24 protein-coding genes are annotated in these 22,665 nt (G+C 55.0%); 14 read left to right on the top strand and 10 right to left on the bottom strand.

The window, feature by feature from the left end:
• Positions 1-58: 58 nt before the first annotated feature.
• The 4 genes from CAF92_RS20175 to CAF92_RS20160 all read right to left on the bottom strand — a co-directional run bounded on the left by CAF92_RS20175 (position 59) and on the right by CAF92_RS20160 (position 3,988).
• Entirely contained in the window at positions 59-1,279 is a 1,221-nt protein-coding gene (locus tag CAF92_RS20175; protein WP_085601743.1) for an MFS transporter, read from the bottom strand.
• Between the two features lie 123 nt (positions 1,280-1,402).
• Positions 1,403-2,263: an N-acyl homoserine lactonase family protein gene (locus CAF92_RS20170; protein WP_085601742.1), complete on the bottom strand. Its 861-nt coding sequence runs from the start codon at positions 2,261-2,263 to the stop codon at positions 1,403-1,405.
• A 165-nt stretch (positions 2,264-2,428) separates the two neighbouring features.
• The gene (locus CAF92_RS20165) at positions 2,429-2,977 is read right to left on the bottom strand and encodes a TetR/AcrR family transcriptional regulator (RefSeq protein ID WP_085601741.1); all 549 of its coding nucleotides are present in this window, start codon (positions 2,975-2,977) and stop codon (positions 2,429-2,431) included.
• 66 nt (positions 2,978-3,043) lie between these two features.
• Positions 3,044-3,988: a GlxA family transcriptional regulator gene (locus CAF92_RS20160; RefSeq protein WP_085601740.1), complete on the bottom strand. Its 945-nt coding sequence runs from the start codon at positions 3,986-3,988 to the stop codon at positions 3,044-3,046.
• 105 nt (positions 3,989-4,093) lie between these two features.
• Between CAF92_RS20160 and CAF92_RS20155 the strand changes: the two genes are divergently transcribed.
• The 6 genes from CAF92_RS20155 to CAF92_RS20130 all read left to right on the top strand — a co-directional run bounded on the left by CAF92_RS20155 (position 4,094) and on the right by CAF92_RS20130 (position 9,403).
• The gene (locus CAF92_RS20155; RefSeq protein ID WP_085601739.1) at positions 4,094-4,888 is read left to right on the top strand and encodes an SDR family oxidoreductase; all 795 of its coding nucleotides are present in this window, start codon (positions 4,094-4,096) and stop codon (positions 4,886-4,888) included.
• Between the two features lie 25 nt (positions 4,889-4,913).
• On the top strand, positions 4,914-5,678 hold the full coding sequence (locus CAF92_RS20150) for an SDR family oxidoreductase (protein ID WP_085601738.1): 765 nt from the start codon (positions 4,914-4,916) through the stop codon (positions 5,676-5,678).
• A gap of 38 nt (positions 5,679-5,716) precedes the next feature.
• The gene (locus CAF92_RS20145; RefSeq protein ID WP_085601737.1) at positions 5,717-6,235 is read left to right on the top strand and encodes a carboxymuconolactone decarboxylase family protein; all 519 of its coding nucleotides are present in this window, start codon (positions 5,717-5,719) and stop codon (positions 6,233-6,235) included.
• Positions 6,236-6,416: 181 nt separating this feature from the next.
• On the top strand, positions 6,417-7,424 hold the full coding sequence (locus CAF92_RS20140) for a zinc-binding alcohol dehydrogenase family protein (protein ID WP_085601736.1): 1,008 nt from the start codon (positions 6,417-6,419) through the stop codon (positions 7,422-7,424).
• Between the two features lie 81 nt (positions 7,425-7,505).
• Complete coding sequence (locus tag CAF92_RS20135; protein ID WP_244155261.1) at positions 7,506-8,603, top strand: major royal jelly family protein; 1,098 nt, start codon at positions 7,506-7,508, stop codon at positions 8,601-8,603.
• Between the two features lie 11 nt (positions 8,604-8,614).
• Entirely contained in the window at positions 8,615-9,403 is a 789-nt protein-coding gene (locus tag CAF92_RS20130; protein WP_085601734.1) for a glycine betaine ABC transporter substrate-binding protein, read from the top strand.
• Positions 9,404-9,439: 36 nt separating this feature from the next.
• On the opposite strand, the gene CAF92_RS20125 is transcribed toward CAF92_RS20130, so the two are convergent.
• On the bottom strand, positions 9,440-10,330 hold the full coding sequence (locus CAF92_RS20125; RefSeq protein WP_085601768.1) for a LysR family transcriptional regulator: 891 nt from the start codon (positions 10,328-10,330) through the stop codon (positions 9,440-9,442).
• Between the two features lie 96 nt (positions 10,331-10,426).
• Here CAF92_RS20125 and CAF92_RS20120 point away from each other — a divergent pair, with 96 nt between their 5' ends.
• Positions 10,427-11,512: an L-dopachrome tautomerase-related protein gene (locus CAF92_RS20120; RefSeq protein WP_085601733.1), complete on the top strand. Its 1,086-nt coding sequence runs from the start codon at positions 10,427-10,429 to the stop codon at positions 11,510-11,512.
• A gap of 88 nt (positions 11,513-11,600) precedes the next feature.
• Here CAF92_RS20120 and CAF92_RS20115 read toward each other — a convergent pair whose 3' ends face one another.
• Positions 11,601-12,536, bottom strand: a complete 936-nt coding sequence (locus CAF92_RS20115; protein WP_085601732.1) for a DMT family transporter — start codon at positions 12,534-12,536, stop codon at positions 11,601-11,603.
• Between the two features lie 138 nt (positions 12,537-12,674).
• Between CAF92_RS20115 and CAF92_RS20110 the strand changes: the two genes are divergently transcribed.
• Positions 12,675-13,178, top strand: coding sequence for an Lrp/AsnC family transcriptional regulator (locus CAF92_RS20110; protein ID WP_085601731.1), 504 nt, complete (start codon positions 12,675-12,677; stop codon positions 13,176-13,178).
• Positions 13,179-13,200: 22 nt separating this feature from the next.
• Here the strand turns inward: CAF92_RS20110 and CAF92_RS20105 are convergent, their stop codons facing one another.
• Together CAF92_RS20105 and CAF92_RS20100 are read right to left on the bottom strand one after the other, a co-directional pair.
• On the bottom strand, positions 13,201-14,091 hold the full coding sequence (locus tag CAF92_RS20105) for a LysR substrate-binding domain-containing protein (RefSeq protein WP_346641731.1): 891 nt from the start codon (positions 14,089-14,091) through the stop codon (positions 13,201-13,203).
• A gap of 38 nt (positions 14,092-14,129) precedes the next feature.
• A complete protein-coding gene (locus tag CAF92_RS20100; protein WP_085601729.1) occupies positions 14,130-14,480 on the bottom strand; it encodes a putative quinol monooxygenase in 351 nt (116 codons plus the stop codon).
• Between the two features lie 239 nt (positions 14,481-14,719).
• Between CAF92_RS20100 and CAF92_RS20095 the strand changes: the two genes are divergently transcribed.
• The 5 genes from CAF92_RS20095 (at position 14,720) to CAF92_RS20075 (ending at position 20,226) form a co-directional block, all read left to right on the top strand.
• Positions 14,720-16,282, top strand: a complete 1,563-nt coding sequence (locus tag CAF92_RS20095) for an MFS transporter (protein ID WP_085601728.1) — start codon at positions 14,720-14,722, stop codon at positions 16,280-16,282.
• 58 nt (positions 16,283-16,340) lie between these two features.
• Positions 16,341-16,808: a heme-binding protein gene (locus tag CAF92_RS20090; protein WP_085601727.1), complete on the top strand. Its 468-nt coding sequence runs from the start codon at positions 16,341-16,343 to the stop codon at positions 16,806-16,808.
• Positions 16,809-16,973: 165 nt separating this feature from the next.
• Positions 16,974-17,522: a helix-turn-helix domain-containing protein gene (locus tag CAF92_RS20085; protein ID WP_085601726.1), complete on the top strand. Its 549-nt coding sequence runs from the start codon at positions 16,974-16,976 to the stop codon at positions 17,520-17,522.
• Positions 17,519-18,667 carry an HlyD family secretion protein gene (locus tag CAF92_RS20080; protein WP_085601725.1) on the top strand — a complete coding sequence of 383 codons (1,149 nt, stop codon included), beginning with the start codon at positions 17,519-17,521 and terminating at the stop codon, positions 18,665-18,667. The genes CAF92_RS20085 and CAF92_RS20080 overlap by 4 nt, the downstream gene beginning before the upstream one ends.
• A gap of 53 nt (positions 18,668-18,720) precedes the next feature.
• On the top strand, positions 18,721-20,226 hold the full coding sequence (locus CAF92_RS20075; RefSeq protein ID WP_085601767.1) for a DHA2 family efflux MFS transporter permease subunit: 1,506 nt from the start codon (positions 18,721-18,723) through the stop codon (positions 20,224-20,226).
• A 40-nt stretch (positions 20,227-20,266) separates the two neighbouring features.
• On the opposite strand, the gene CAF92_RS20070 is transcribed toward CAF92_RS20075, so the two are convergent.
• Positions 20,267-21,085 (bottom strand): alpha/beta fold hydrolase, encoded by an 819-nt coding sequence (locus tag CAF92_RS20070; protein ID WP_085601724.1) that lies wholly within the window; start codon positions 21,083-21,085, stop codon positions 20,267-20,269.
• Between the two features lie 281 nt (positions 21,086-21,366).
• On the opposite strand from CAF92_RS20070, the gene CAF92_RS20065 reads away from it, so the two are divergent.
• Positions 21,367-21,627 (top strand): DUF2790 domain-containing protein, encoded by a 261-nt coding sequence (locus CAF92_RS20065; RefSeq protein WP_158090608.1) that lies wholly within the window; start codon positions 21,367-21,369, stop codon positions 21,625-21,627.
• Positions 21,628-21,677: 50 nt separating this feature from the next.
• Here CAF92_RS20065 and CAF92_RS20060 read toward each other — a convergent pair whose 3' ends face one another.
• The gene (locus CAF92_RS20060) at positions 21,678-22,625 is read right to left on the bottom strand and encodes an AraC family transcriptional regulator (RefSeq protein ID WP_085601722.1); all 948 of its coding nucleotides are present in this window, start codon (positions 22,623-22,625) and stop codon (positions 21,678-21,680) included.
• Between the last annotated feature and the right edge of the window lie 40 nt (positions 22,626-22,665).

The raw sequence follows: 22,665 nt of genomic DNA, 5'->3' as shown, positions 1-22,665 counted from the left end.
CAGAAGCCGCACACAGAAAAGGCCACTTCATGTGGCCTTTTCTACTTTTCTACTAGCGTCATACCTTACTGCCACCGCTCATCATCCTGTAAACCGCTACGAATGAAAGACTCATTACCAGAACGGCAAAAACTATTGCGGTATCGAAGATGCCGTATCCGCTAGCTACCGCGTACCCAGCGATCATCGCCGGAACCCCCATACCGAGGTAGCAACAGAGGAAGGCAACGGACAACACACCCGCGACCTCTTCGGCGCGTGACTTGGATAAAACCAGTCGGATGCCACCTTGAAAACCAGCACCAAAGCCAGCTCCTGAAATCACAACGCCAAAGAAAAAGGGTGTGAGCGAACCGGTGATTAATGAGGCTAAGACCATAGCCATACCGGTCAACAGCCCCAGCGCACCAATCCAGGAGAGGGTATGCATTGACCGATTAACGAATGTCCCGATCGCAGCTACCCCACTTCCAGCGAAAGCCGCCAACACCAATCCTCCTGCCCATGACGCGGGTAGCGCAAAGAGCTGCTCAATTAACCGTGGTCCCATCGAAGCAAAAAAACCGGCGACAGCCCAGCCAGCAACGAATAACGACGATGCAATGATCATTGGTCCGCGCACATGCACGGGTATGCGGAATTGAGGCATCAGTGACCGGGCAGCCCCAGGTATTCTTGCGCGGACATCCCTCATGATGAGTAGACCAACGCCCTGAATGACCAAAATAAAAGCTAGCGCCGCGAACACGGTATGAGTGGGGTACGGTAATGCCTGTGCGAATACGCTACCCATCAGAGCGCCAACAGCGCTGCCGATGGCGGGAGTGAGGGCATTCACGACCGCGCCGCGCTTGTGGTTGAGGTCAATCAAGGCTGCGCCTACCGCTGGAACTGCAGCCCCTGTCGACACGCCTTGAATCAGCCTGCCAAGCACTAAATCCGTGAAGCCATCAGCTACACCCAGCATGTACATGGCCACCAATTGCAAAACAGTCGTCCACAACAGTACTGATCGACGACCGACATAGTCGGACAGCCGTCCAAACACTAGCAGTCCGGCGAGTACTGATATGGCATAAATACTGAAGATAAAGCTGATGCCCATCGCAGTGAAATGCCACTGGTCCTGATAGATCGGATACAACGGTGTAGGTACGCTGGATCCAGCCAGGAAAGTCACTGTGATGGAGGCAAGCAGCCCAAACCGAGTTCGCGGGCCAAGACGCTGCTTGTCGTCATTGGCAACGCTTACTCCAGGGGTTATCAGAATCTGGTTCATGACTTGTGCTCACAGTAAGCGGTTGATCAACAGGCATACGCCCATCGCAAATACCAGTGTTCCAGTCCCGAAGCGCACGGCTCGCCAAGGGCGAGCGCGTGCAAAGGTTATGAAAGCCATGCGTCACACTGAGGCCAAAAGCGAATAGTTAATCGCTTTTGTAACGTCAGCTTGTGGATTAGAAATGGCATCGAGCATACGCCCTACGACTTTTCCGCCCTTGATCAAGGCAGGCGCGTCGTGACTTGGAAGCAGAAATTTGCTATCTGCAAGCGCCCTTTTGAGAGCTTTCTTTTCATCCAGTGTGGACATGGCCCGGTTCGCTGTGATCGTCGGTTCATGGGACGCTTGATCGAGAATGGGCTCAATCAATTGGTCGTGGATGTCATAGGCGATGTCGCCGCAGATATTCGCCATTCCTTCGTCAGTTTCGACCAAGACCGATATCGAGCCTGGCGTGTGTCCCCCAGACAGTCGAACTGCTACGCCAGGGATAACCTCTTCTTCGAACGTACCGTCGACATCGAACAGGCGAATTGCGCCTCGAGTGTGGAGACGATCAATCAAATGCTTGGTATCAGCCGCGGTGTACATGAGCGGTCCCATGATGCCGGATGCAGCGAACTCCAGCTCACGACGGGAGATGCCGACTGTAGTCGCCATCGGGAAGAGATCAGTCATGCCGACGTGATCGATATGAGCATGCGTGTGGACGATGTGCCGGATGTCGTTAATCCGCAACCCATGCTGGGCCAGATGGTATTCAAGCGTCATTTGCGGCGTCACTTCGTACGTCAGTCCATATTCTTCATACTGCTGGGCATTACGTGACCCCGTATCGACCAGGATCGGTTCCTCCCCTCCAGTAATAAGAAAACCCAGAACCGAGATGGTGACTTGCTCGCCGGGGTTCCGGAACATGACCAGACCACTCGAATCCATCTGCATGTTTCCGAGGTTAATAGGATGGATCTTCAGTGCCATGGTGATTCTCCTTGCGGGGCGACGCTTGGGTTAAGACAGAGCGTCAGAACGGGTAAGTGCCGTCTCGCTCTGTCCTGTTAAGAACCGATCGGTTCAATATAGGGCGACCCAGACGCTGGCGCAAGAGAAAAAAACCATTCAGTTCAAAAAGGTGATGGAATTCGTTTAGAGAGCCCGCAACGCGGCCATGAAATGGTCGACCCGATCGCCAGCCCCATCAGCAGGCAAGCAGCTTTCAACGCACACACCAGAGAAAAACACCATGATGATGTCCGCAACAACCTCTGGAGCCAGTCGTGTCTTCTCAGCCCTTACGTTGTCAGCGATTTCCGGGAGCAAGCGACGATGACAATTCACGAGCAGTTGACGGACCTGGTCGGAAAGCACGGGAAACTCTCGTAAAGCATTGACCGAAAAACAGCCCATACACCCGTTATCTTGAGGGTCGCCAAGCCGAAGAAAACGCTCGATATTCGCCCATCCTTGCGGCTGAGCAGTCAGGATTTCTGGTGCTCCGCGGTTTGCGTAGTAATACGCCAAAGCGCTCAGAAACAGATCATCCTTATCCTTGAATTCTGAATACAGGCCTGACTTATTCACACCCGTAGCCTGCTCAAGATGATGAAGAGAGGTGCCGGAGTAGCCGTACTGCCAAAACACGGGCAGTGCCTTCTCCAGAACCGTCTCACGATTGAATTTTCGAGGGCGTCCCATTTTCGGTACCTAAACGATCGACATGACCCCAGTATCGAACCGTTCGGTTTAATAGGAAAGCGTTTTCTATCCGACTCGCCTCGCATCGCGGCGAACTGCTTGCGGGGGAACCCCAAAACCTCGGATGAATACCTCGCGCATGTGTCGACGATCCCTGAACCCGGTTTCCCTTGCTACCGTGTCCAGGCTATGGCGACTCTGCTCGATCATTAGCCGAGCTGCCTCTAGTCGTAGGCTCTCCACCGCTTTAGCAGGTGATTGACCGGTTTCGGCAGTGAAGACGCGCGTGAATTGCCTTGGGCTCAGATGAACAACCTCCGCGAGCTCTTCAACACTCAATGCCCTGTTCAAATGCTTACGTGCATAATCCAAAGCGCTCTGAATGCGATCAGACTTGGGCGCCAGAGCAAGCAACTCAGAGTGCTGAGACTGCCCTCCCGATCGGCGCTGGTGCATTACGAGCTTATGAGCAACCGATTTCGCGAGCTCCGTTCCCAAATCCTTCTCCACCATCCCCAATGCCATGTCGAGGCCTGCGGTCATTCCTGCAGAGGTCCAAACAGGGCCGTCCACAATGAAGATGCGATCCTCTTCCACCTCAATGCTCGGGTGCATGCTTTGAAGAGTCTTGGCATATGCCCAGTGAGTAGTCGCACGCCGGTTATCGAGGACACCCGCTTGAGCTAAGACGAACGCTCCTGTGCAGATGCCCGCGATGCGCCTAGAGCTCTGGGCAAATCCCTGCACGCGGGACAGAACCTCGGCAGCGGGAGGCGTAAGCGGAGTGAGTGTCCCTGTGATCATCCAGCTATCTGCAAGCCCTGGATCATCCAAAGCCAGCGTATCGATGTGCATACCCAAGGATGATCGAATGGTCCCTCCTAACACCGAGTAGTTCTGAATCCGGTACACAGGCTCGCCCGCGACCATGTTCGCGAATTCAAAAACCGCCTGGGTGGCCAGAGACATCACCTGAAATCCGTCCGTGACCAAGTAGCCGATTCGATGCATGACCGTGCTCCGATTGTGATGTCCTAAAACATGACCATATGCGTCGTTTAAGACAAATCTGTTTTTTTGCATCATGGCTCCACACCCAAACAACGGAGCTGGACCATGACTCAGGAATACAAAGGCACCGCCCTGATCACAGGCGCATCCACCGGCATCGGCGCAGTTTTCGCAGACCGCCTGGCTCAACGTGGCTATGACCTGATACTGGTCGCCCGCAATCGTGATCGCCTGAACGCTCTTGCGAGCCGCATCACCAACGAGACTCAGCAGAGCGTTGAAGTCTTCCCCGCAGACCTGGCCAACGCAGCGGACCTGGCGCGAGTGGAACGCAAATTGCGCGAAGACGCCAGCATCAATCTGTTGGTTAACAACGCAGGCATCGGTACTCACACCCGTTTGCTGGACAGCGACGTGGAGCGAATGGCCGAGATGATTAGCCTCAACGTCACGGCACTCACTCGACTGACCTACGCCGCAGTTCCAGGCTTCAGCGCTCGCCAACAGGGCGCAATCATCAATATCTCATCAATCGTCAGCCTGGCACCGGAAATTCTGAATGGCGTGTATGGCGGGAGCAAAGCCTACGTCACGGCCTTCACACAGTCGCTGCACAAAGAGCTGGCAGAACAGGGCATCAAGATTCAGGCGGTACTGCCAGGAGCTACGGCTACCGATTTCTGGGAGATCGGGGGGCTGCCCGTCGAGAACCTCGATCCCAACATCGTGATGTCAGCAAGCGACCTGGTGGATGGCGCCCTTCAAGACTTCGACAACGGTGTCCTGATCTCCATCCCTTCCATGCAGGACATACAGCATTTCGAGCTGTACGAAAGCAGCCGCAAGGCGCTCTTCGGACATCTCTCCAGCAACAAACTCGCTCCGCGTTACGACGTTTAATCAATCAATTGAAAGGATACAAAACATGAAAACTAGCGCAAACACCATCTTCATTACTGGCGGCACCTCGGGCATCGGCCGCGCTCTGGCCGAAGCGTTCCACCAGCGTGGAAACAAAGTCATCATCGCGGGCCGACGCCAATCGTTGCTGGATGAAATCGCCAGCGCCAATCCCGGCATCGACACCGTTCAGCTTGATATCAATGATCACCAGCAGATCAAGGACGTTGCACAAGAGGTTATCCGTCGGCATCCCTCGCTGAACGTCATCATCAACAATGCCGGCATCATGCCTTTCGACAACCCAGGCTCTGGGGATTATGACGATGAGCAGGCTGTAGGGCTGCTGCAAACCAACCTGCTGGGCCCGGTGCGTGTTAGCGCAGCGTTTGTAGAGCATCTCAAGCGCCAACCCGATGCCTACATCATCAACAACAGCTCGGTACTGGCCTATCTGCCACTGGCCGCGACAGCCCTCTATTCGGCGACCAAAGCTGCGATTCACTCCTACTCGCTGTCGCAACGTTTTGCCCTGCGCGATACCAGCGTCAAGGTTCTGGAAATCGCACCGCCATGGGTAGACACCGATCTGATCCACAAAAGTGGTGATGAACGCGCCATGCCGCTGGACGAATTCATCCAGGAAACCCTGGAAAAACTGGAAACAGCGACAACCGAAGTCCTGGTTGACCGCGTCGTACCAGTACGCGCCAACCAAGGGCCAAACGAGCATGAACTGATCAACCAGTTCAACCAGGCTCTGGCCGAAAACCCTATCCCTGTCGCCTGAACATAAACGCATTGGACAACCTGGAAGGAAGCAAAATCATGACCCGAATTGCTGCTTTGACCCTTGACCAAGCTCCAGCCGCTGCGCGCACTGCCCTTCAGGGCATTGAAAAAGGCTTGGGGTTCATCCCTAACGCCTTCGCTACCCTGGCTCACTCTCCAGCAGCCTTGGGTGGATATCTCGCTCTGGCACAGGCGCTTAGCAAGAACAGCCTGACACCTGCCGAACGTGAAGTAGCGGCACTGGCGGCCTCGGAAGTTAACGGATGCGATTATTGCGTCGCGGCTCACAGCTTCTTCGGTGGGAAGACCGGACTGAACGCTGATGATTTGCTGGCGGCGCGCGCTGGCACGCTGAATGGAGTCGCTGCACTGGCTCGGGCTGTCACCCTCAGCCGCGGCCAAGTGAGTGACGAGCATCTCTCAACCGCACGGGAAGCAGGGTTGGACGATGCAAAAATCGTCGACGTCATCGCGCAAGTCTCCCTGCTGACCTTGACGAACTACCTAAACAACGTGGCGAAAACAGACATCGACTTCCCACCGAAAGCGATCTGACCCGACGCCTGACTTTGAGCGACGCGTGCGCTCCTTCCAAGGCGATCAGCCATTCCTCGAATGGCTGATCGCCTCAACCTTCAGCGAAACGGCGAAAGTCTTCCTCGGGTTAGCTAGTTTTTGAGGCTCACGAAGGGAGTTAGCCTGACATCACTCTCTGACCTGTAAAGGACAACCTCATATGAAAGCCGTAGTTTTCCAAGAAGCTGGTTTGCCAATCCAAAACGCTCGTTCCCTGTTCGAAACGGACCTGCCGAAGCCCACCCCAGGTGCTCGAGATCTGCTTGTAGAAGTGAAGGCGATTGCGGTGAACCCGGTAGATACCAAGGTGCGAGCCCGCAATACCAGCCAAGAGGTCCAAGTGCTGGGTTGGGATACCGTTGGTATCGTCCGTGAAGTGGGCAGCGACGTTTCATTGTTCAACGTTGGCGACGAAGTATTTTACGCCGGCGCTATCGATCGCCCTGGTAGCTACAGCGAATTTCACCTGGTGGATGAGCGCATCGTCGGCCAAAAACCACGTAGCCTGGACAATGCCAGTGCCGCAGCCTTGCCGCTGACTTCCATTACTGCCTGGGAGCTGTTGTTCGATCGACTGGGCGTTCAGGAGAACGGTGGTAAAGGGCAAAGCCTGCTGGTCATCGGCGCCGGTGGTGGGGTTGGCTCCATCCTGGTCCAGCTGGCCCGCAAACTTACCCAACTCACTGTCATCGGTACAGCGTCGCGGCCAGAGACTCAGTCTTGGGTACGGGAACTGGGCGCCCACCATGTGATTGATCACTCCGCCTCGATCCCGCTGCAGCTTGAAAACCTGAAACTCAACCCGGTCGACTACGTCATCAGCCTGACCCATACCGAAACCTACCTGCCCCAGATCGTTGAAGTGCTTCGCCCACAAGGCAAACTGGCGCTGATTGATGACCCAGCACAACTGGACGTCATGCCACTCAAGCGCAAATCGCTTTCGCTGCATTGGGAACTCATGTTCACGCGTTCTCTGTATCAAACCGCAGACATGATCAAACAGCATCAGTTGCTGAACAGAATTTCCGAGCTGGTCGATAACGGCGTCATCCAGACCACCATTGGGGAACACTTCGGCAAAATCAGCTCAGATAACCTCAAGCGCGCCCATGCGCTGATCGAGAGCGGCAAAGCCAAAGGCAAGATCGTTCTCGAAGGCTTCTAACCCGCTGATACGCTCAAGGACAAGCATATGAAAGCTTTCTTCCAAGCCACTGGCCTGGCTGTCGCGGTCTCGCTCAGTGCAATGGCCATGGCCGATACCGCCTCGGGCACAGGCACCAACCCCGAACGTGTTTTCGCTTTCAATGGCGCCATGCCTACAGGCGTGACCGTCACCGAAACGGGTCGGATCTTCATCAACTTCCCTCGTTGGGGAGATGACGTACCCTACACTGTGGCGGAGATCAGACAGGGCCATCTGGTTCCTTACCCGGACCTGAAAACGAATGTCGAAAACGCCAAGGATCCGGCCGCCGGGTTCATCAGCGTGCAGAGCGTCGTAGCTGACGGTCAAGGGCGTGTCTGGGTATTGGATACAGCCGCTCCCGGCTTCTCCGAGCCCAAGGCAGGTGGAGCCAAGCTGATCGCAATCGACTTGAACACCAACAAGATCGTGAAAACAGTTGTGTTCCCGCGTGAAGTGATTCTGCCAACAACCTATGTGAATGACGTACGTTTTGATTTTCGCGTAGGTAAAGAAGGTACCGCTTACGTCACCGATTCGTCGGTAAAAGGGCCAGGCGGAATCATCGTCCTGGACCTGGCCAGCGGTACGGCAACCCGTCGCCTTAGCGGGGCCAAATCAACTTCCGTAGACCCTGAGTTCCGACCTGTCATCGAAGGGAAACCAGCACTCATCACCCGCGACGCGCAGGGTAAATCAGGACTGCTGACCGTAGCCTCGGACGGCATCGCCCTGTCGAGCGATGGTAAGACGCTGTACTTCTGCCCGCTTTCGAGTCGACACCTGTATTCGGTTCCAACGGCTTTGTTGCGAGACCCCAATGTAAGCGAAGCCGAACTTGAACGAGCCGTTGTGGACCTGGGTGAAAAAGGCGCCTCCGACGGTCTTGAGGCTGATGCTGACGGTGCAGTCTATGCGGGCGATTATGAGCACAACTCCATCCGCAAACGCCTTGCCGATGGCACTTGGCAAACCGTGGTCGAGGATTCGCGAGTCCTTTGGCCGGATACCTTGTCGATCGGCCCAGACGGGTATCTGTACTTCACTGCCAACCAGCTGCACCGCTCACCTGGCTTCAACGATGGCCAAGACAAACGGGTGAAGCCTTACAGCCTGATGCGCGTCAAGATCGACGCCAAGCCTGCGCAAACGCATTGATAAGGAATGACATGCAAAAGCACATTCGCTTGGGCTACATCGACCTCAGCTTCCATGCCGCTAGCGCAGCGCTTGTGCAGCGCACGCTAGAGCGACATGGTTATCTGGTGGAAGTCAGCACAGCGCCTCATGAGGAAATGTTCCGGTTGTACAGCGAAGGACAGGTAGAGATGCTCGTATCAGCCTGGCTGCCAGCCAGCCACGGTGCCTACCTGGCAGCTTGCAAGAAACCGAGCACTTCCCTTGGAGTTCTTTACAACCCGTTCTGCATTTGGGGTGTGCCTGATTATGTACCGGAGGATCAGGTCGCTACGATTGCAGACCTGCTGAGGCCGGATGTTGCCCAGCGGATGAGCCGCCGCATCCAAGGCATAAACCCTGGTGCTGGTATCAGTCGCTTTTCCAAAGCCATGGTGACGCAATACGAGTTGGATGCTGAAGGCTACTTTTTTGCGCAAGGCACCGAGGCCGATTGCTTCAATCGTTATGAGCAATCCTATGCCGAGCGGGAATGGTTTGTCGTGCCGCTGTGGCATCCTCAATATCTGCACCATGCCTACAAAATCCGAGCCCTGGATGAACCGCTCGGGCTGTTGGGTGGTGAAGATCAAGCAACGCTCATTGCCGCCAGTGACGTTGTGCAAAAGATGCCGAAAGAACTGATTGAGGACCTAATCTCGCTACAACCTGGCAATGCCGCGGTCAGTGAGCTTGATTTTCTTATCCGTCACAAAAAGCTTTCAGCCTTGGACGCTGCAGACATTTGGCTCTCCCGTCAGTCAGCACCGGCGCAAGCTTGAATCAATAGCGGGGCCCGGTGCCCCGCCACTGCCCGACTAGCTTTCGAAACGTTTTGCCAGAAAGGCTCTAAGCGATTGGATGGCCGGCGTGAGCGATGTGCGATGGGCACATACCAGCTGAAGCGGTGCCGGCTGCCCATAGCTTTCCGGGAATAGCTCAACCAGGCGGCCGCTACGAAGATCCTCAGCAACATCGAGCTTGGACTTGTAAACGATCCCCAATCCGGCGACAGCCCAGCGTCGAACAATATCGGCATCATCGCTGATCCGATCACCTGTCACCTGAACCGTCCGCACTCCCTGTGGGAAATTGAAGCTCCAACGCTCGTAGGTTTGCTCGCCCATCACATATCTCAGGCAATTATGCCCGCTCAACGCCTCAGGAGATTCCGGCATACCATGACGCGCGAGATACGCCGGCGAGGCGCAGACTGTTCTGCGGTTCATCGGTGCGAGTGCCAAGGACACCAGGCCCGAGTCACTCAACTGCCCATACCTGATACTAGCGTCCAGATGTTCCCCAACCAGATCGGCCACCTGATCACTAACCCGCAATTGCAGACGTACCATGGGGTGCGTTTGCTGAAACTCATCAAGCCACGGAAGCAACACATTCCTGCCGATATCAGATGGCATCGACAAGCGAATAGTGCCAGCGATTTCGTCACGGCCCTGGGTCAACGCCACCTCGCCATTATCAAGTGCTTCCAAGGCTTGCCGCGCGTGCGGCAAGTAGCGCTCGCCATCATCGGATAATCTCAACCGACGCGTCGAGCGAACAAACAATCTCGCGCCCAGGTTGCTTTCCAGACGCTGAATGGCACCGCTCGCCAAGGCGGGCGAGATGTCGAGCAACCGCGCCGCGGCGGAGAAACTACCCGCAGCAGCCGACGATACGAAGACCTGCAGATCATCGATTCGTATGATTTTCTTCACTTTGACGAAATTCTTTACGTGGTGGCGAGGTTTTTCAGCGTAATGGGAAAAAAGATCATTGCCCAGCCCTTCAAACAGGAACTTGCAATGAACTTCCCTAAACGACTTGCACTAACAGCTGTGATGGCAGGCTTTATCGGTGTCGCCCACGCCGAGGTGCCGCCAACCCTTCACGTGGTAGCCCAATCGGTAAATGCTGTATGGAATGCGGTGGCCGTGGACAGCGCCGGAAGCCTATACGTATCCGGCCCAAAATGGACTGGCTCAGCGGGGCCATCCGTATCGAAGCTGGACCAAGCTGGCCAGCCCCATCCCTTTCCAAACGAGCGCTGGAATAGCAATGACGCGACCATTCCAGCCGAACAGCGCTTCGTCAATGTCAATGCCATGCGCGTTGATGACAACAGCCGGCTGTGGATAGTCGATGCAGGCGTAACTGACTTCGGCGGCAAAGTCATTCCAGGTGGTGCAAAGGTCGTGGTCGTTGACCTAAAAAGCGGCGAAGTGATCAAGGTCATCCCATTCGACAGCAGCATCGCTCAAGAACATAGCTACATCGACGATATCCGACTCAATGGCAAGCATGCCTACCTGACGGACGCTGGCGTTCCTGGCATCGTTGTCTTGGACTTCGAAACCAACAAAGCCCGGCGCGTCTTGACGACCAGTCCTGCTGTACGCGCGCCCAAGAACCGCGACATTATCCTGAGCGGCAAAGTAGTCAGAGCGCCAGATGGGACGGCATTGAGGGTGCATTCCGATCCCCTTGAGGTATCCCCGGACGGGAAATGGCTCTACTTCGCACCGTTGGAAGGCCCTTGGCACAAGATTGAAACGCGCTGGCTGGATGATGCCAACGTGCCTGAAGTTGAGCTCATCCAACATGTCGAGTTCTGGCGAGATCTGCCGCCGGTCGGTGGGACAGTCATGGACAGCAAGGGCAATTTCTACTTCAGTGACCTAGCTGAAGATAGCGTCAAGCGAATCGCCACTGACGGCACCATTCAGACCATTGCAAAGGACACTCGCCTGCACTGGGTCGATGCACCCGCGTTCGACAACCAGGGCAGATTGTACTTGCCGGCAGCGCAAGTCGATCGAGTAGGCTTGTTCAACCATGGCGCATCGAAGGTCGAGCGACCACTGAGCGTCTATCGCATAGACCCTAAGTAACCTCACTGCACCCGTTTCAGAGCTAATGCGTTACGCATTGCGAACTCTGAAACGGGTTTATCGAAAAGCCTTCGCCAAACGTTATGGTTCAGGTCCGGCGGGAGCGCGAAGCTAATGCAGAGACCACGACCCCCAAAACCACAAGGCCGAGCCCGGCAAGGAACATGGTGGAAACGGTCGCACCAAAAGCCAAGCAAGAGAACACTGTTCCAATCAGGGGTACCCCAAGGGTGAAATTTGACATGCCAAACGTCGAAATTCGCCGTCCGTACTCCGCAGAAATCACAAAGCACGCCGATGTCGCAATCGGACCGATGAAGAACAATTCCTCAGCGAGTTTCCTATCCAGGACAAGGGATGTCGGTGAGCCTTCGCTGACATAGGCTGCAATCGCCAATGGTATGGTAGCCAAGAGCATCTGCCACGGGGCAAGCGCCAGAGGCGGGGTCACCCACCGATGACGTTTCACATGAAGGATGACAATCGCCCAGCTGACCGCTGCAAGAAGCAGGAATATTGCCCCCAACACTGTTTCCTGATTTGTCCATTCGAGCTCTCCTGGGGAGCACACAGCCGCGATCCCTGACATCCCTATGACAAGCCCTGCAATCTGCAACCTGGAGGGCATTTCACGGAACATGACCCAGGCGACAACCACACACCACAGTGGCGTTGTGTATGCCAAGAGCACAGCGCGGCTAGTGTCGACATGAACCATCGCCACCATACCCAGACCTGTGAAAGCCATCATCTGCAACAAACCCACGCTTGCGATGATTGGCACATCCTCTCTAACGGGGAGCTTGAGCTGTCCTCTCGCAACCAGATAGACAAAAAGACAGACCGCGGCACTGGCGAAACGAATGGTAGCCAGCCAGAGCGCAGGTACGTCATGCAATGCAAGCTTGGTAACCGGCCAGCTACTTCCCCACAGGAGCACCATGACACCAAGCCAAACGTAAGTCGAAGATATCCCGAAATTTTTGGAGCGGGTCTTAAACACTTGCTGAGTTGAAGCGCGCATGGTGCCACCTCGTTGCAATCTAGTTACGTAGCACCATGATATTTTTGGGCAAGCGAAAAAACGTACCTATCTCTTCCTCAGAAGTAGAAATACCGGTACATTTCATTGGAAAGCTCTCATGAAGAGGAAAAATTTACCATGAGCCGCTCGAAGCTCGATGACGCTAGCCTGCGCATCCTTGATGCACTCCAAGAAAATGCGGAGTTAAGCAATGCAGAACTCGCTGAAATGGTAGGGCTTTCAACATCGCCGTGCTGGCGACGTGTCTCAGAGATGAAGGAAAGTGGGGTCTTACGAGGGGCCGTAACGCTAGTTGATCCTGCAGCGCTCGGTCTTGCAATAAATGTATTCGTACACGTGTCGCTCAAACTTCAGGACAAACAGTCTCTAGAAGTATTTACGAACGCAATCAGGGAGCGTCCAGAGGTGATGGAGTGCTATTTGATGAGCGGCGAGGCGGACTTTATGCTGAGGGTGGTAAGCGAAGACCTGACAAAGTATCAGGCGCTACTGCTTGACTGCTTGACCACCATACCCGTTGTGGCAAGCATCAAGTCGAGTTTCGCACTTAGCCAAGTTAAATATACGACTGCACTGCCCACGAATCATTTGAGAGGGCGCGCTTCAGCGGGTAACAACTAACGCTCATCCTTTCTCTCACTCCTCAACCGAGGAGTGAAAGGTAGTTTCTGATTGGTTGAGCTTGCTCGTGCCGCCTGCTCACCAAGCCTAGCCAAGACACTTCCTCCAAACCATTAACGGGGCGGAAGGTAACTCCAGGTAGACTCACTGCGACGGCTGCCGATTTCGGCACGATAGAGACCCCTTGTCCCAGTGCCACCAGAGCCAATACCGCGACTAAGCTCCCGGGCTGGGGCCCAAGCTTTGGGACGAACGCGCCCAAACTGCCGGCTGTGATCGTCCCGGAGACCTGCTCTGGCAATATGAACAACTCATCACCCAGATCACCAGGATCGATGCAATGACGAGAGGTGAGCGGATGCGAGCAAGGTAACGCAAGCACATAACCTTCTTCATCTAGATGCGCGACCTTCAACTCAGCCGGAAGTACCATGGGCGCTCGCACGTAGGCGAGATCAATGCGCCCCTCCGCCACTAGCCGAGGAAGCTCTACCATAGGATATTCGCGCAAGGACAATTGTACGCCGGGGAAATCCTTCTTAAACGTCGTCGTATGCCTCTGCAATGCTCCATTGAACACTGCCGAGGCAACATATCCTATTTCGATGTGCCCATTTTCACCCCGCCCGGCGCGTTGCGCTTGCTCTTGAGCGATATCAAATCGATAGACAACATCACGAGCCTCTGTAAGCAACGCCTTACCCGCTTCGGTCAAAGTCGCTTGGCGCTGTGCTCGGACGAAAAGTTGAACTCCTAACTCTTCCTCCATTTCCTTGATCTGTCGACTCAGCGTTGGAACGGCGATATTTAGGCGAAATGCGGCCCTAGTAAAATGACTGGCTTCAGCTACCGCCAAAAAATACTTAAAATGTCTGATTTCCACTACTTTATGTCTCACCTGAGAACCGAACAAGTCCGAAACCAAACTTAGCCGTTACGTTAGCTTAAAGCTCATGGCAAACCGTTTCCAAGCCAGAAGTTTGGGTTTACAACAGACTCCACCTGTACAGCGGAAGCAGCTGGAGCCAAGCGGTAAACCTGTACACTCGCTTTGCCGTCGATAGCCGCACTTAAATTTTTAAACGCCTCACCGAGTGTATGTTGAGTCAGCGCATCATCATTTTGCCAAAGCTCAAGCATGGTCCAGTGGCCTTGAGTGTCCATGTTTTCAAAAAGACGATAATGAAGACACCCGTGCTCTGACTGCGTCGCTTCGACAGCTATTTGCAGGGCGCTGTGAACCTCTGCTACTGATGATGGATCTGCGGTGATATGCGCTACAACGGTAATCGTACTAGTCATGGCGAGCACTCAGTTTGTTGATGCCTTAGCTTGATCAATTCCACTAGCACGTGAAACCCAAAGGGTAGTGAAACAGTTTCAACAAATTGACGAAAGTCCCGGAAACCCTTCTATCGCGGGCCAGCGCACAGCCGTCATACCTACGTTAGTTTTTAGCTAACGAAATCGTTCATCGATGAGAGATCTTGATCGATTACTGCCAGATAAAATCGAGGACTGACCATCCAGGAGTGCGAAAATTGGCTAGCGAACCGACCTACAAACATCCAGGATTGATCCTCGCAACGGCATCCGCAGTATGTGCGCTTATCATCCTCGACACGAACATTGTCGCAGTGAGCTTACCGACCATTGCTCGCGAGCTGAATGCCACCCTTACCGATATTGAATGGGTTGTAAGCGCGTACCTACTGAGCTTCGCAGCTCTTTTGTTGCCTGCAGGAAGCCTGGCCGACAGGTTCGGTAGAAAACGAACGCTTCAGATTGGTCTGACAATTTTCGCCGCGGCATCGGCTGCCTGTGCAGCTGCTCCGACTTTGTTGCTCCTGGATGTAGCCCGCGCTTTCAAGGGTGTAGGAGCAGCCTTACTCCTAACGTCTGCACTGGCAAGCATCGGCCATTGCTTCCCCAGCGAACCAGCTCGTGCCAAAGCATGGGCATTTTGGGGAACCACAATGGGGATCGTCATTACTAGCGCTCCGCTCCTTGGTGGGCTCATCACCACTACGATCGGATGGCGATGGATTTTCTGGCTGAACGTTCCGGTGAGCTTGTTGCTCATGTGGGCAGTGCATCGTCTGATTCCAGAGTCTGGCAACAAAAAGGCGTCACGACTTGATCCAGTTGGAGCGTTGCTGTTCAGCGCCTCCTTGGCTTGCATTATGTGGGGCCTCATTGAAGCCAACCGCGCGGGGTGGCAATCAACAGCAACTACCCTGCGCTTGACTGCAGGGCTACTGCTGATGGTGCTGTTCGTAATTTTCGAGAAGCGTCATCCACGCCCCATGGTCGACTTCGACCTGATGAAGCATGCCCGCTTTAACGCTGCGCTGCTGGGCATGTTTTCGTATGCCGCGTGCGCGCAGGTCATGATGACCCTCCTGCCATTCTACCTGCAGGCTGGCCTAGGCTTTTCGGCCATAAACTCGGGACTCGGGATGCTGCCATTTGCTCTGGCCATGTTCCTGATGCCGCGAGTAGGTGCCTATTTGCCGAAGAACATTCACCCCGCCACGATCATGAGCATAGGCCTGCTGCTGGTGGGCCTGGGTAACGTTCTTTGCGCCATGGTAGCCACCTCCGGTAGCTATCTGCTCTTCGCGATGGCAAGCACGGTGCTTGGTGCCGGTGCTGGATTGTTGAACGGCGACACTCAGAAAAACATCATGGCTTGTATCCCTCCAGATCGCCTAGGCATGGGTTCAGGCATGAGCACAACAATGCGATTCTCGGCCATCAGTCTTGCCATTGGGGTCTATGGAGCACTGCTCGTGGTGTTCACGAGGGATGCACTCACGGACTCGCTCAGGACGATAGCCCCTCAACTGTCCTTTGAAGCAGAAAGGCTTGCGTTGAGCACCGCAGCAGGTGATTTGCACAGTGCCTTAGAAACCATTCCGGAAGCATCCAAGGCAGTTGTCCGCGTCGCTGCCGAACTCGCTTTCATGCAAGGTTTTTCCCAGATGCTATTCGTGGCCGGAATTCTGGGAATGCTTGCTGCGTTGATCGTTGGCATCTACCTACGCCGGCCGCTGCCAAACTCTGGCGTCATGCCAACTCTGAACATGAAACCAAACCAATGATTCCAATCATCTCCTCCGACAGCTGATTTCTCGACCGAGAGCAAAAGGACTATCAAAAATGATCCGGAGACTGACTGTGGTTGCTGCAGCTCTTGCAGCTTCCGGCGTGCTTGCAGAACCGACAACAGCCCCCACTACAAAGCCGACCCTTAGCTTAACGGAAGCCAAGCAGCTATCTGCCGCAGCCCAGGCCTATGCCGCCCAGCATGGATGGCCGTGTTCCATCGCGATCGTTGACGACGGTGGATGGCCGATCCTCACCGCAAGAATGGATGGTGCTCCAGTAGTAGCCGGGATAGAACTGGCCCAAGGAAAGGCAAAGACTGCGGCAATCTTCAAGCGCTCTTCAGATGACTTGGAAACCAGCGTGAATAGCGGTCGGGCGGCAGCGATCACCTCAGGTTTCGTCATGATGAAGGGAGGTCTACCAGTTAAATCCAATGGAGTCGTCGTAGGTGCTATAGGCGTTAGCGGCGACACACCTGAGCATGACATCAGAATCGCCATGGCCGCTCTAGAGCAGTGAAAGCGAACACTCCCAAGGGCGAAAGCGGCTCAGTGCCGCTTTAATCACAGGCTCCTAAGCACGGAGGTACCAAAGCCGGATCACATTTCAATCAAAGTGACTTGCATAATGAAAGTCATAGTGGAATAGTGATTTCATACATCCGGTCCACGCTCGGGGCGAACCATGAAAAAAGCCAGCTTCCAGTCGATGCCATGCCCAGTGGCACGCGCACTTGAACTCATCGGCGACGGTTGGAGCCTGTTGGTACTCAGAGACGCGTTTTATGGATTGCGTCGCTTCGATGAGTTCCAGCACAGCCTGGGGATTGCCAGCAACACGCTAACCCGACGACTAAGCGATCTGGTCGCCGCTGGCTTGATGGAGCGCCGGCCTTATCAAAACAATCCACCCCGCTTTGAGTACCTTCTAACAGAAGCGGGGCGCGATCTTCGCCCGGTACTCCTGACCTTGATGATGTGGGGTGCCAAACATGCTGAGGGTTCGAAAAAGGTCTATCTGGCCGATGTAGAAACTGGCGAGCCTGTCGCACTGACTTTGATGGACAGCAACACTGGTAAGTCGATTACCGTTGAAGACCACCGTCTGCATATCGCGCCCGATGCAGACCCCCTGACTCACTGGCGCGTGGAGGCCGGTGAAGGTTATCGACACGAGAAGCTTTGGGTCAGTCCTTTCCCGCAACCAAACTCGACCAGGAGCGAACAGCAATGAACGCTTCCGTTGAATCCCCAATCGAGAACGCGCAGGCCGCGCCCCCCACTCGCGTGAGACCAAAACTCAGCAAAAAGCTGCTCAAGCTGGCCGCTTTGCTGTTTGCCATTGTTGTGGCAACAGCGTTCTTGTTCCATTGGTGGACGATAGGCCGCTTCCTTCAAAGTACTGACGATGCCTACGTCGGCGCGGACGTGACAGTGATCAGTGCAAAGGTACCGGGCTACATCAAGGACGTAGCTGTAGCGGACAACCAGTTCGTTAAAGCCGGAGATCTGCTGGTTCGTATCGATGCCAGCGATTTCAGAGCTGCTCTGGCAAAGGCCGAGGGTGCAGTTGCAGCTCAGCGTGCCAGCCTGGCCAATTTGAACGCTACGGAACAGCTCCAGCACTCACTGATCAGCCAAGCCAAGGCGCAGCTTCAGGCGCGCCAGGCGGAAACTGAACGAGCTTTGCAGGACAAATCCCGGGCTCAAGTCCTGCTGAACAGCCATGCGGTTTCACTGGAGAATGCTCAGCACGCCGATGCCATCTGGAAGACAGCCCAGGCCGAACAGAACCATGCCGTAGCCGGCGTAGTGGCTGCGCAGCAGCAACTCATTGTCATCGAGACCCAGCGCGAGCAGGCCAGAGCTGCTCTTGTACAGGCTGAGGCGGCCCGCGAGCAGGCCCAACTGGATGTTGGCTACACCGAACTACGCTCGCCTGTAGATGGTTACATCGGCAATCGCAGAGCCAAAGTGGGGGCCTATGCCGCAGCCGGCAGCCAGGTAGTGTCGGTGGTACCAGCCCGAGGTTTGTGGGTGGATGCAAATTTCAAGGAAGATCAGCTATCAAGCTTGCGCGTAGGACAGCCGGCACGCATCCAGGCCGATATTCTGCCTGGGCGAGTGTTCCATGGGCGGGTTGAGAGCATCGCCCCCGCTACTGGGGCGCAGTTCAGCATCCTTCCACCAGAAAACGCGACTGGCAACTTCACCAAAATCGTTCAACGTGTACCCGTGAGAATTCTGCTTCAGGATAGCGATGCAGAGTTCGGTGTACTGCGTCCCGGCTTGTCGGTGATCACCGAAGTCGACACCAACGCCGACAGCTTGGCACCTGCGGCGCCTGATTCCGCACGCGAACGAGTAGGCTCCCTGTGAGCAGCGGGCTGCCAGCATCAAGCACGCCACAGAAGGTCGTCGCCTTTGCGTGCATGTGCGTGGGTATGTTCATTGCCTTGATTGACATCCAGATAGTCTCTGCCTCGCTCAAGGACATTGGCGGAGGCCTGTCGGCAGGTGCGGATGACACTGCCTGGTTACAGACGGCTTACCTGATCGCCGAGATCATCGTGATCCCGCTTTCAGGGTGGTTATCCCAAGTGATGAGCACTCGCTGGCTGTTCGCCGCCTCGGCCGCCGGCTTCACCCTTACCAGCCTTCTGTGCGCTCTGGCTTGGGACATCCAGAGCATGATCGTCTTCAGAGCCCTGCAGGGTTTCATGGGCGGTTCGATGATCCCGCTGGTGTTCACCACGGCATTCATCTACTTCACAGGTAAGCAGCGCGTGATCGCCGCCGCAGTGATTGGAGCGGTGGCATCATTGGCTCCCACTCTTGGGCCCGCAGTGGGAGGCTGGATTACCGACGCCCTCTCGTGGCATTGGCTCTTCTACCTAAATTTGCTTCCGGGCATCTTCGTCACCATCGCCGTGCCGTTGCTGGTCAATGTGGACCGCCCCAATCCAGGTTTGTTGAAAGGCGCCGATTACGTGGGAATTGTGTTGATGGCACTGTTCCTCGGGTGCCTCGAGTACACGCTCGAAGAAGGAGCGCGATGGAATTGGTTTAGTGATCGCACCATTCTGTTGACGTCCTGGATTGCTTGCATCAGCGGTGCCTTGTTTGTGTGGCGTTGCCTGACAATCCAGGCTCCGATCGTTGACCTACGAGCGCTACGGGATCGCAACTTCGCTTTGGGGTGCTTGTTCTCCTTCATCACAGGGATAGGGATTTTCGCTACGGTCTATCTGACCCCTTTGTTCCTTGGACGGGTCCGCGGTTATGGCGCGTTGGATATCGGACTGGCAATTTTTTCCACAGGCGTGTTTCAGCTACTGGCTATCCCCGTTTACGCTTTTCTGGCTAATCGAATCGACCTTCGCTGGGTAATGATGCTGGGGCTCGCGCTTTTCGCCATATCAATGTGGAACTTCTCACCCATCACTCATGATTGGGGGGCCAAGGAGCTTTTGCTACCGCAAGCCATTCGCGGCTTCGCTCAGCAAATGACTGTACCGCCCACTGTAACGTTGACTCTTGGAGCGCTGCCGCCCGCCCGGCTTAAGCTTGCCGCTGGACTATTCAACCTGATGAGGAATCTGGGAGGCGCAATCGGCATTGCGGCCTGCGCCACCATTCTCAACGACCGGACGAATCTTCACTTCTTACGTCTTGCGGAGCACCTGAACGTACGCAATGAAAACTTGAACATCTGGCTGGAACAGCTTCAGGAAAATGCCCAGGCTTATGGCCAGAACAGTTCCGATTCCACCCCGTACGTACTGCACCAGCTCTGGGCACTGACCTGGCGTGAGGCCCAAACGCTGTCATACGCCGACGCGTTCTTGGCAATCATGCTTTGCTTCATTGTCGCGGTCACTCTCGTACCACTCATGCGCAAAATCGCCCCACCGGCGCAACCGTCAGCAGATCATTGAAGCGCAGGTCGGTAAAGGGCTGCATAGCAGCCCTAGCGGCTTAATGCTTGGTTGGCAGCCAGTTGAGGAGAAAGTCAGTGACTACTTGTGGACTCTCCAGGTTGGAGATGTGGCCAGCGCCAGGTATTTGTGCTGCTAAGCAACTGATGGTGCGCGCCATGAGATTTGCTTCTTCTGGCGGACGAGGTATGTCCTGATCACCACAGAGAACGATCGTTCGATCGCTCTCCAAGTTGGCAATTGCCGATAGAAGATCTGGCCGTCCGAAAATTATCCGTCCCATTGGATCAAGGCTATCGCGAATACGCTCGGCGCTGCAGGCCTTGAGGGATGCACGGAAATCCTCGCGAACATCCGGCACTGTCTCTCCGCCTGCGTGGAAGAAGATCGGTAAAACCACATCTAGCAAGGCGTCGTGAAAGACCCCTGCCGCACTGGCAACATCCAGCAAGCCGAAGTATTTCAATCGAGTTTCTTCGGGCTCTGCACCAAGAAAGGTATCCATCAGTACCAGGCGGTCGACGCGCTCGGGATGCTCAAGGGCCAACTGAGCGCCCCACATGCCTCCGACTGACAAGCCGACCAGGTGACATTGTTCAATGTCCAGGGCATCAAGCAGGGCGACGTGCTGACGAACCAAAGAGCTCATGTCTACTGTTTGAGTAGGAGGAGCGTCCGAGCAGCCGTGTCCCCAGAGCTCCGGGACGATCACCCGAAAATATTGGGAAAGAGCCGCAATCTGGGGCTGCCACATGTCAGCAGACCAGAGAAAGCTATGGCCAAGTACAACCGGAAAACCTTGGCCTACATCAACGTAGCTCATCTTGGCACCGTCTATTTCAATGAATCGTCTATGCATGGCTAGATAGTCTCAATTTTCGCTGCGTCAAAAATGAGCCGACATCGTGCCGCTCATCCACTGATCCAAAAATGACAAAAAAGGTCATGTTTTCAGACACTCTGGAAGGTCGGACGTATCGACAAAGCGGTGTGCTGAGCTACCTGAGATAATTGGACAAGAACCTGAGCCGAAAGCGAAAGAGCTCGAGCAGCTTCGCCAATAGCATGGTCATCAAGGGAGTCGAATAGATCCCGCCACCAAACGAGCGACACGCCGCTCAATGCAAATTGGAGATGATCATGAAAAAATTCATTGTTGCACTCGCCTTAGTGACCCCAGCCGCTTTCGCGGTAGCACAAGACAACAATCCGGACGCAGAAGCTCACCAGTACCGCTACGGTGATGTGATTGACGTGGATAAAGTAATCTCGCAAGACGTTGTGGTTCAGTCCGAAACTTCACAGGCGCTGGAAACGGTGAAGCTGGTGTACCGTGATCACGCGGGGGTAGAGCACGACCTTTACTACAAGCGCGTCGCTGAAACTCATCAAGACAGCTGATATAGGATTTGGTGACTGGCCCGTCGCAATGCGCCGGGCCCACCGCGAAGTCAATCCGAATCCTTAGCCAGCCTAGCCTCCACTTCACCCAGCTTTCGCTCTCGCCGATATTGTCCAGGGGTCTGCCCCAGAACATCCTTGAAGACTTTGCTGAATGACGCCTGCGTTTGGTACCCCACTTCCAAAGCGATATCACTCAAACCAGAGTCCGTCTTCGCCAACAGCAAGCATGCGATTTCCATCCTGATTCGAACCAGTAAGGTTCCCGGCGGACAACCTGCTATGCGCGTAAAGGCCCTCATAAAGCTGGCTCGCGACATGTTGGCCATTTCTGCCATGCGCTCAACGGTCCAGGCATCTGAGGGATCCTCTAACAACGCATGCCATACCTTGGAAAGACGACGGTCGGCCAGAAGACCAATGCTACTTTCCACAGGTGGGCTGGTATCCAGCCATGACCGCAGAACCATTGTGAACAGAGCGGTAGTCAGGGCATCGACTATGGACCGAGCACCGTGATGGTTGGCTTCGGCTTCGCTACGAATCAGCCCAATCATTGCAGAGAGTGCAGAGGCGGACTGTGTCGAACTCAAGCTGACATGGATGTACTCAGGTAGCGCTTCGAAAAGTGATGAGCCTGGCTGGTAGATAAACCTGCCGCATAGCAAATCCAAGGGCGCGCCTTCGCCTTTTAACCGATGCAAAGGTAAAAGCCCCTCGCGAACGACCACAGGGCGATTTGGCTGATCGACACCCGAATCACTTTGAAGCAAGTGCTCGGTGCCGTGTGGGAGCAACAGGATGTCGCCCGCGTTGAGTTCAATAAGGCTCTGGTCAGGCAAGCGTAATTGGCAGCGGCCTGAGAGGACGATGTGGTAACGCGCAGTACCGAGCTCATCCGGCTGATGGTCAATCGACCAACGCCCCGCAAAGTGGCAACGCAGATCCATGCTGCCGCGCACATCAGCAAGCGTGATGAGTTTGTCTAACGTCGTCATGGTCATCTCTTCAGAAGGCTATCCGGGCGCAATTTAAACC

The organism is Pseudomonas sp. B10(2017), assembly GCF_002113295.1.
Lineage (GTDB): Bacteria > Pseudomonadota > Gammaproteobacteria > Pseudomonadales > Pseudomonadaceae > Aquipseudomonas > Aquipseudomonas pudica.
Note: the sequence above shows the minus strand (reverse complement) of the source record. Positions and strands in the feature narration are given on the sequence as shown.

Bases quoted from the DNA above. Each gene is read 5' to 3' on its own strand.
- CAF92_RS20170 (WP_085601742.1), bottom strand. From the start codon at position 2,263: ATGGCACTGAAGATCCATCCTATTAACCTCGGAAACATGCAGATGGAT.
- CAF92_RS20145 (WP_085601737.1), top strand. From the start codon at position 5,717: ATGACCCGAATTGCTGCTTTGACCCTTGACCAAGCTCCAGCCGCTGCG.
- CAF92_RS20175 (WP_085601743.1), bottom strand. From the start codon at position 1,279: ATGAACCAGATTCTGATAACCCCTGGAGTAAGCGTTGCCAATGACGAC.
- CAF92_RS20165 (WP_085601741.1), bottom strand. From the start codon at position 2,977: ATGGGACGCCCTCGAAAATTCAATCGTGAGACGGTTCTGGAGAAGGCA.
- CAF92_RS20075 (WP_085601767.1), top strand. From the start codon at position 18,721: ATGTGCGTGGGTATGTTCATTGCCTTGATTGACATCCAGATAGTCTCT.
- CAF92_RS20060 (WP_085601722.1), bottom strand. From the start codon at position 22,625: ATGACGACGTTAGACAAACTCATCACGCTTGCTGATGTGCGCGGCAGC.
- CAF92_RS20155 (WP_085601739.1), top strand. From the start codon at position 4,094: ATGACTCAGGAATACAAAGGCACCGCCCTGATCACAGGCGCATCCACC.
- CAF92_RS20070 (WP_085601724.1), bottom strand. From the start codon at position 21,085: ATGCATAGACGATTCATTGAAATAGACGGTGCCAAGATGAGCTACGTT.
- CAF92_RS20140 (WP_085601736.1), top strand. From the start codon at position 6,417: ATGAAAGCCGTAGTTTTCCAAGAAGCTGGTTTGCCAATCCAAAACGCT.
- CAF92_RS20100 (WP_085601729.1), bottom strand. From the start codon at position 14,480: ATGACTAGTACGATTACCGTTGTAGCGCATATCACCGCAGATCCATCA.
- CAF92_RS20115 (WP_085601732.1), bottom strand. From the start codon at position 12,536: ATGCGCGCTTCAACTCAGCAAGTGTTTAAGACCCGCTCCAAAAATTTC.
- CAF92_RS20085 (WP_085601726.1), top strand. From the start codon at position 16,974: ATGAAAAAAGCCAGCTTCCAGTCGATGCCATGCCCAGTGGCACGCGCA.
- CAF92_RS20080 (WP_085601725.1), top strand. From the start codon at position 17,519: ATGAACGCTTCCGTTGAATCCCCAATCGAGAACGCGCAGGCCGCGCCC.
- CAF92_RS20110 (WP_085601731.1), top strand. From the start codon at position 12,675: ATGAGCCGCTCGAAGCTCGATGACGCTAGCCTGCGCATCCTTGATGCA.
- CAF92_RS20130 (WP_085601734.1), top strand. From the start codon at position 8,615: ATGCAAAAGCACATTCGCTTGGGCTACATCGACCTCAGCTTCCATGCC.
- CAF92_RS20120 (WP_085601733.1), top strand. From the start codon at position 10,427: ATGAACTTCCCTAAACGACTTGCACTAACAGCTGTGATGGCAGGCTTT.
- CAF92_RS20090 (WP_085601727.1), top strand. From the start codon at position 16,341: ATGATCCGGAGACTGACTGTGGTTGCTGCAGCTCTTGCAGCTTCCGGC.
- CAF92_RS20150 (WP_085601738.1), top strand. From the start codon at position 4,914: ATGAAAACTAGCGCAAACACCATCTTCATTACTGGCGGCACCTCGGGC.
- CAF92_RS20160 (WP_085601740.1), bottom strand. From the start codon at position 3,988: ATGCATCGAATCGGCTACTTGGTCACGGACGGATTTCAGGTGATGTCT.
- CAF92_RS20135 (WP_244155261.1), top strand. From the start codon at position 7,506: ATGGCCATGGCCGATACCGCCTCGGGCACAGGCACCAACCCCGAACGT.
- CAF92_RS20065 (WP_158090608.1), top strand. From the start codon at position 21,367: ATGAAAAAATTCATTGTTGCACTCGCCTTAGTGACCCCAGCCGCTTTC.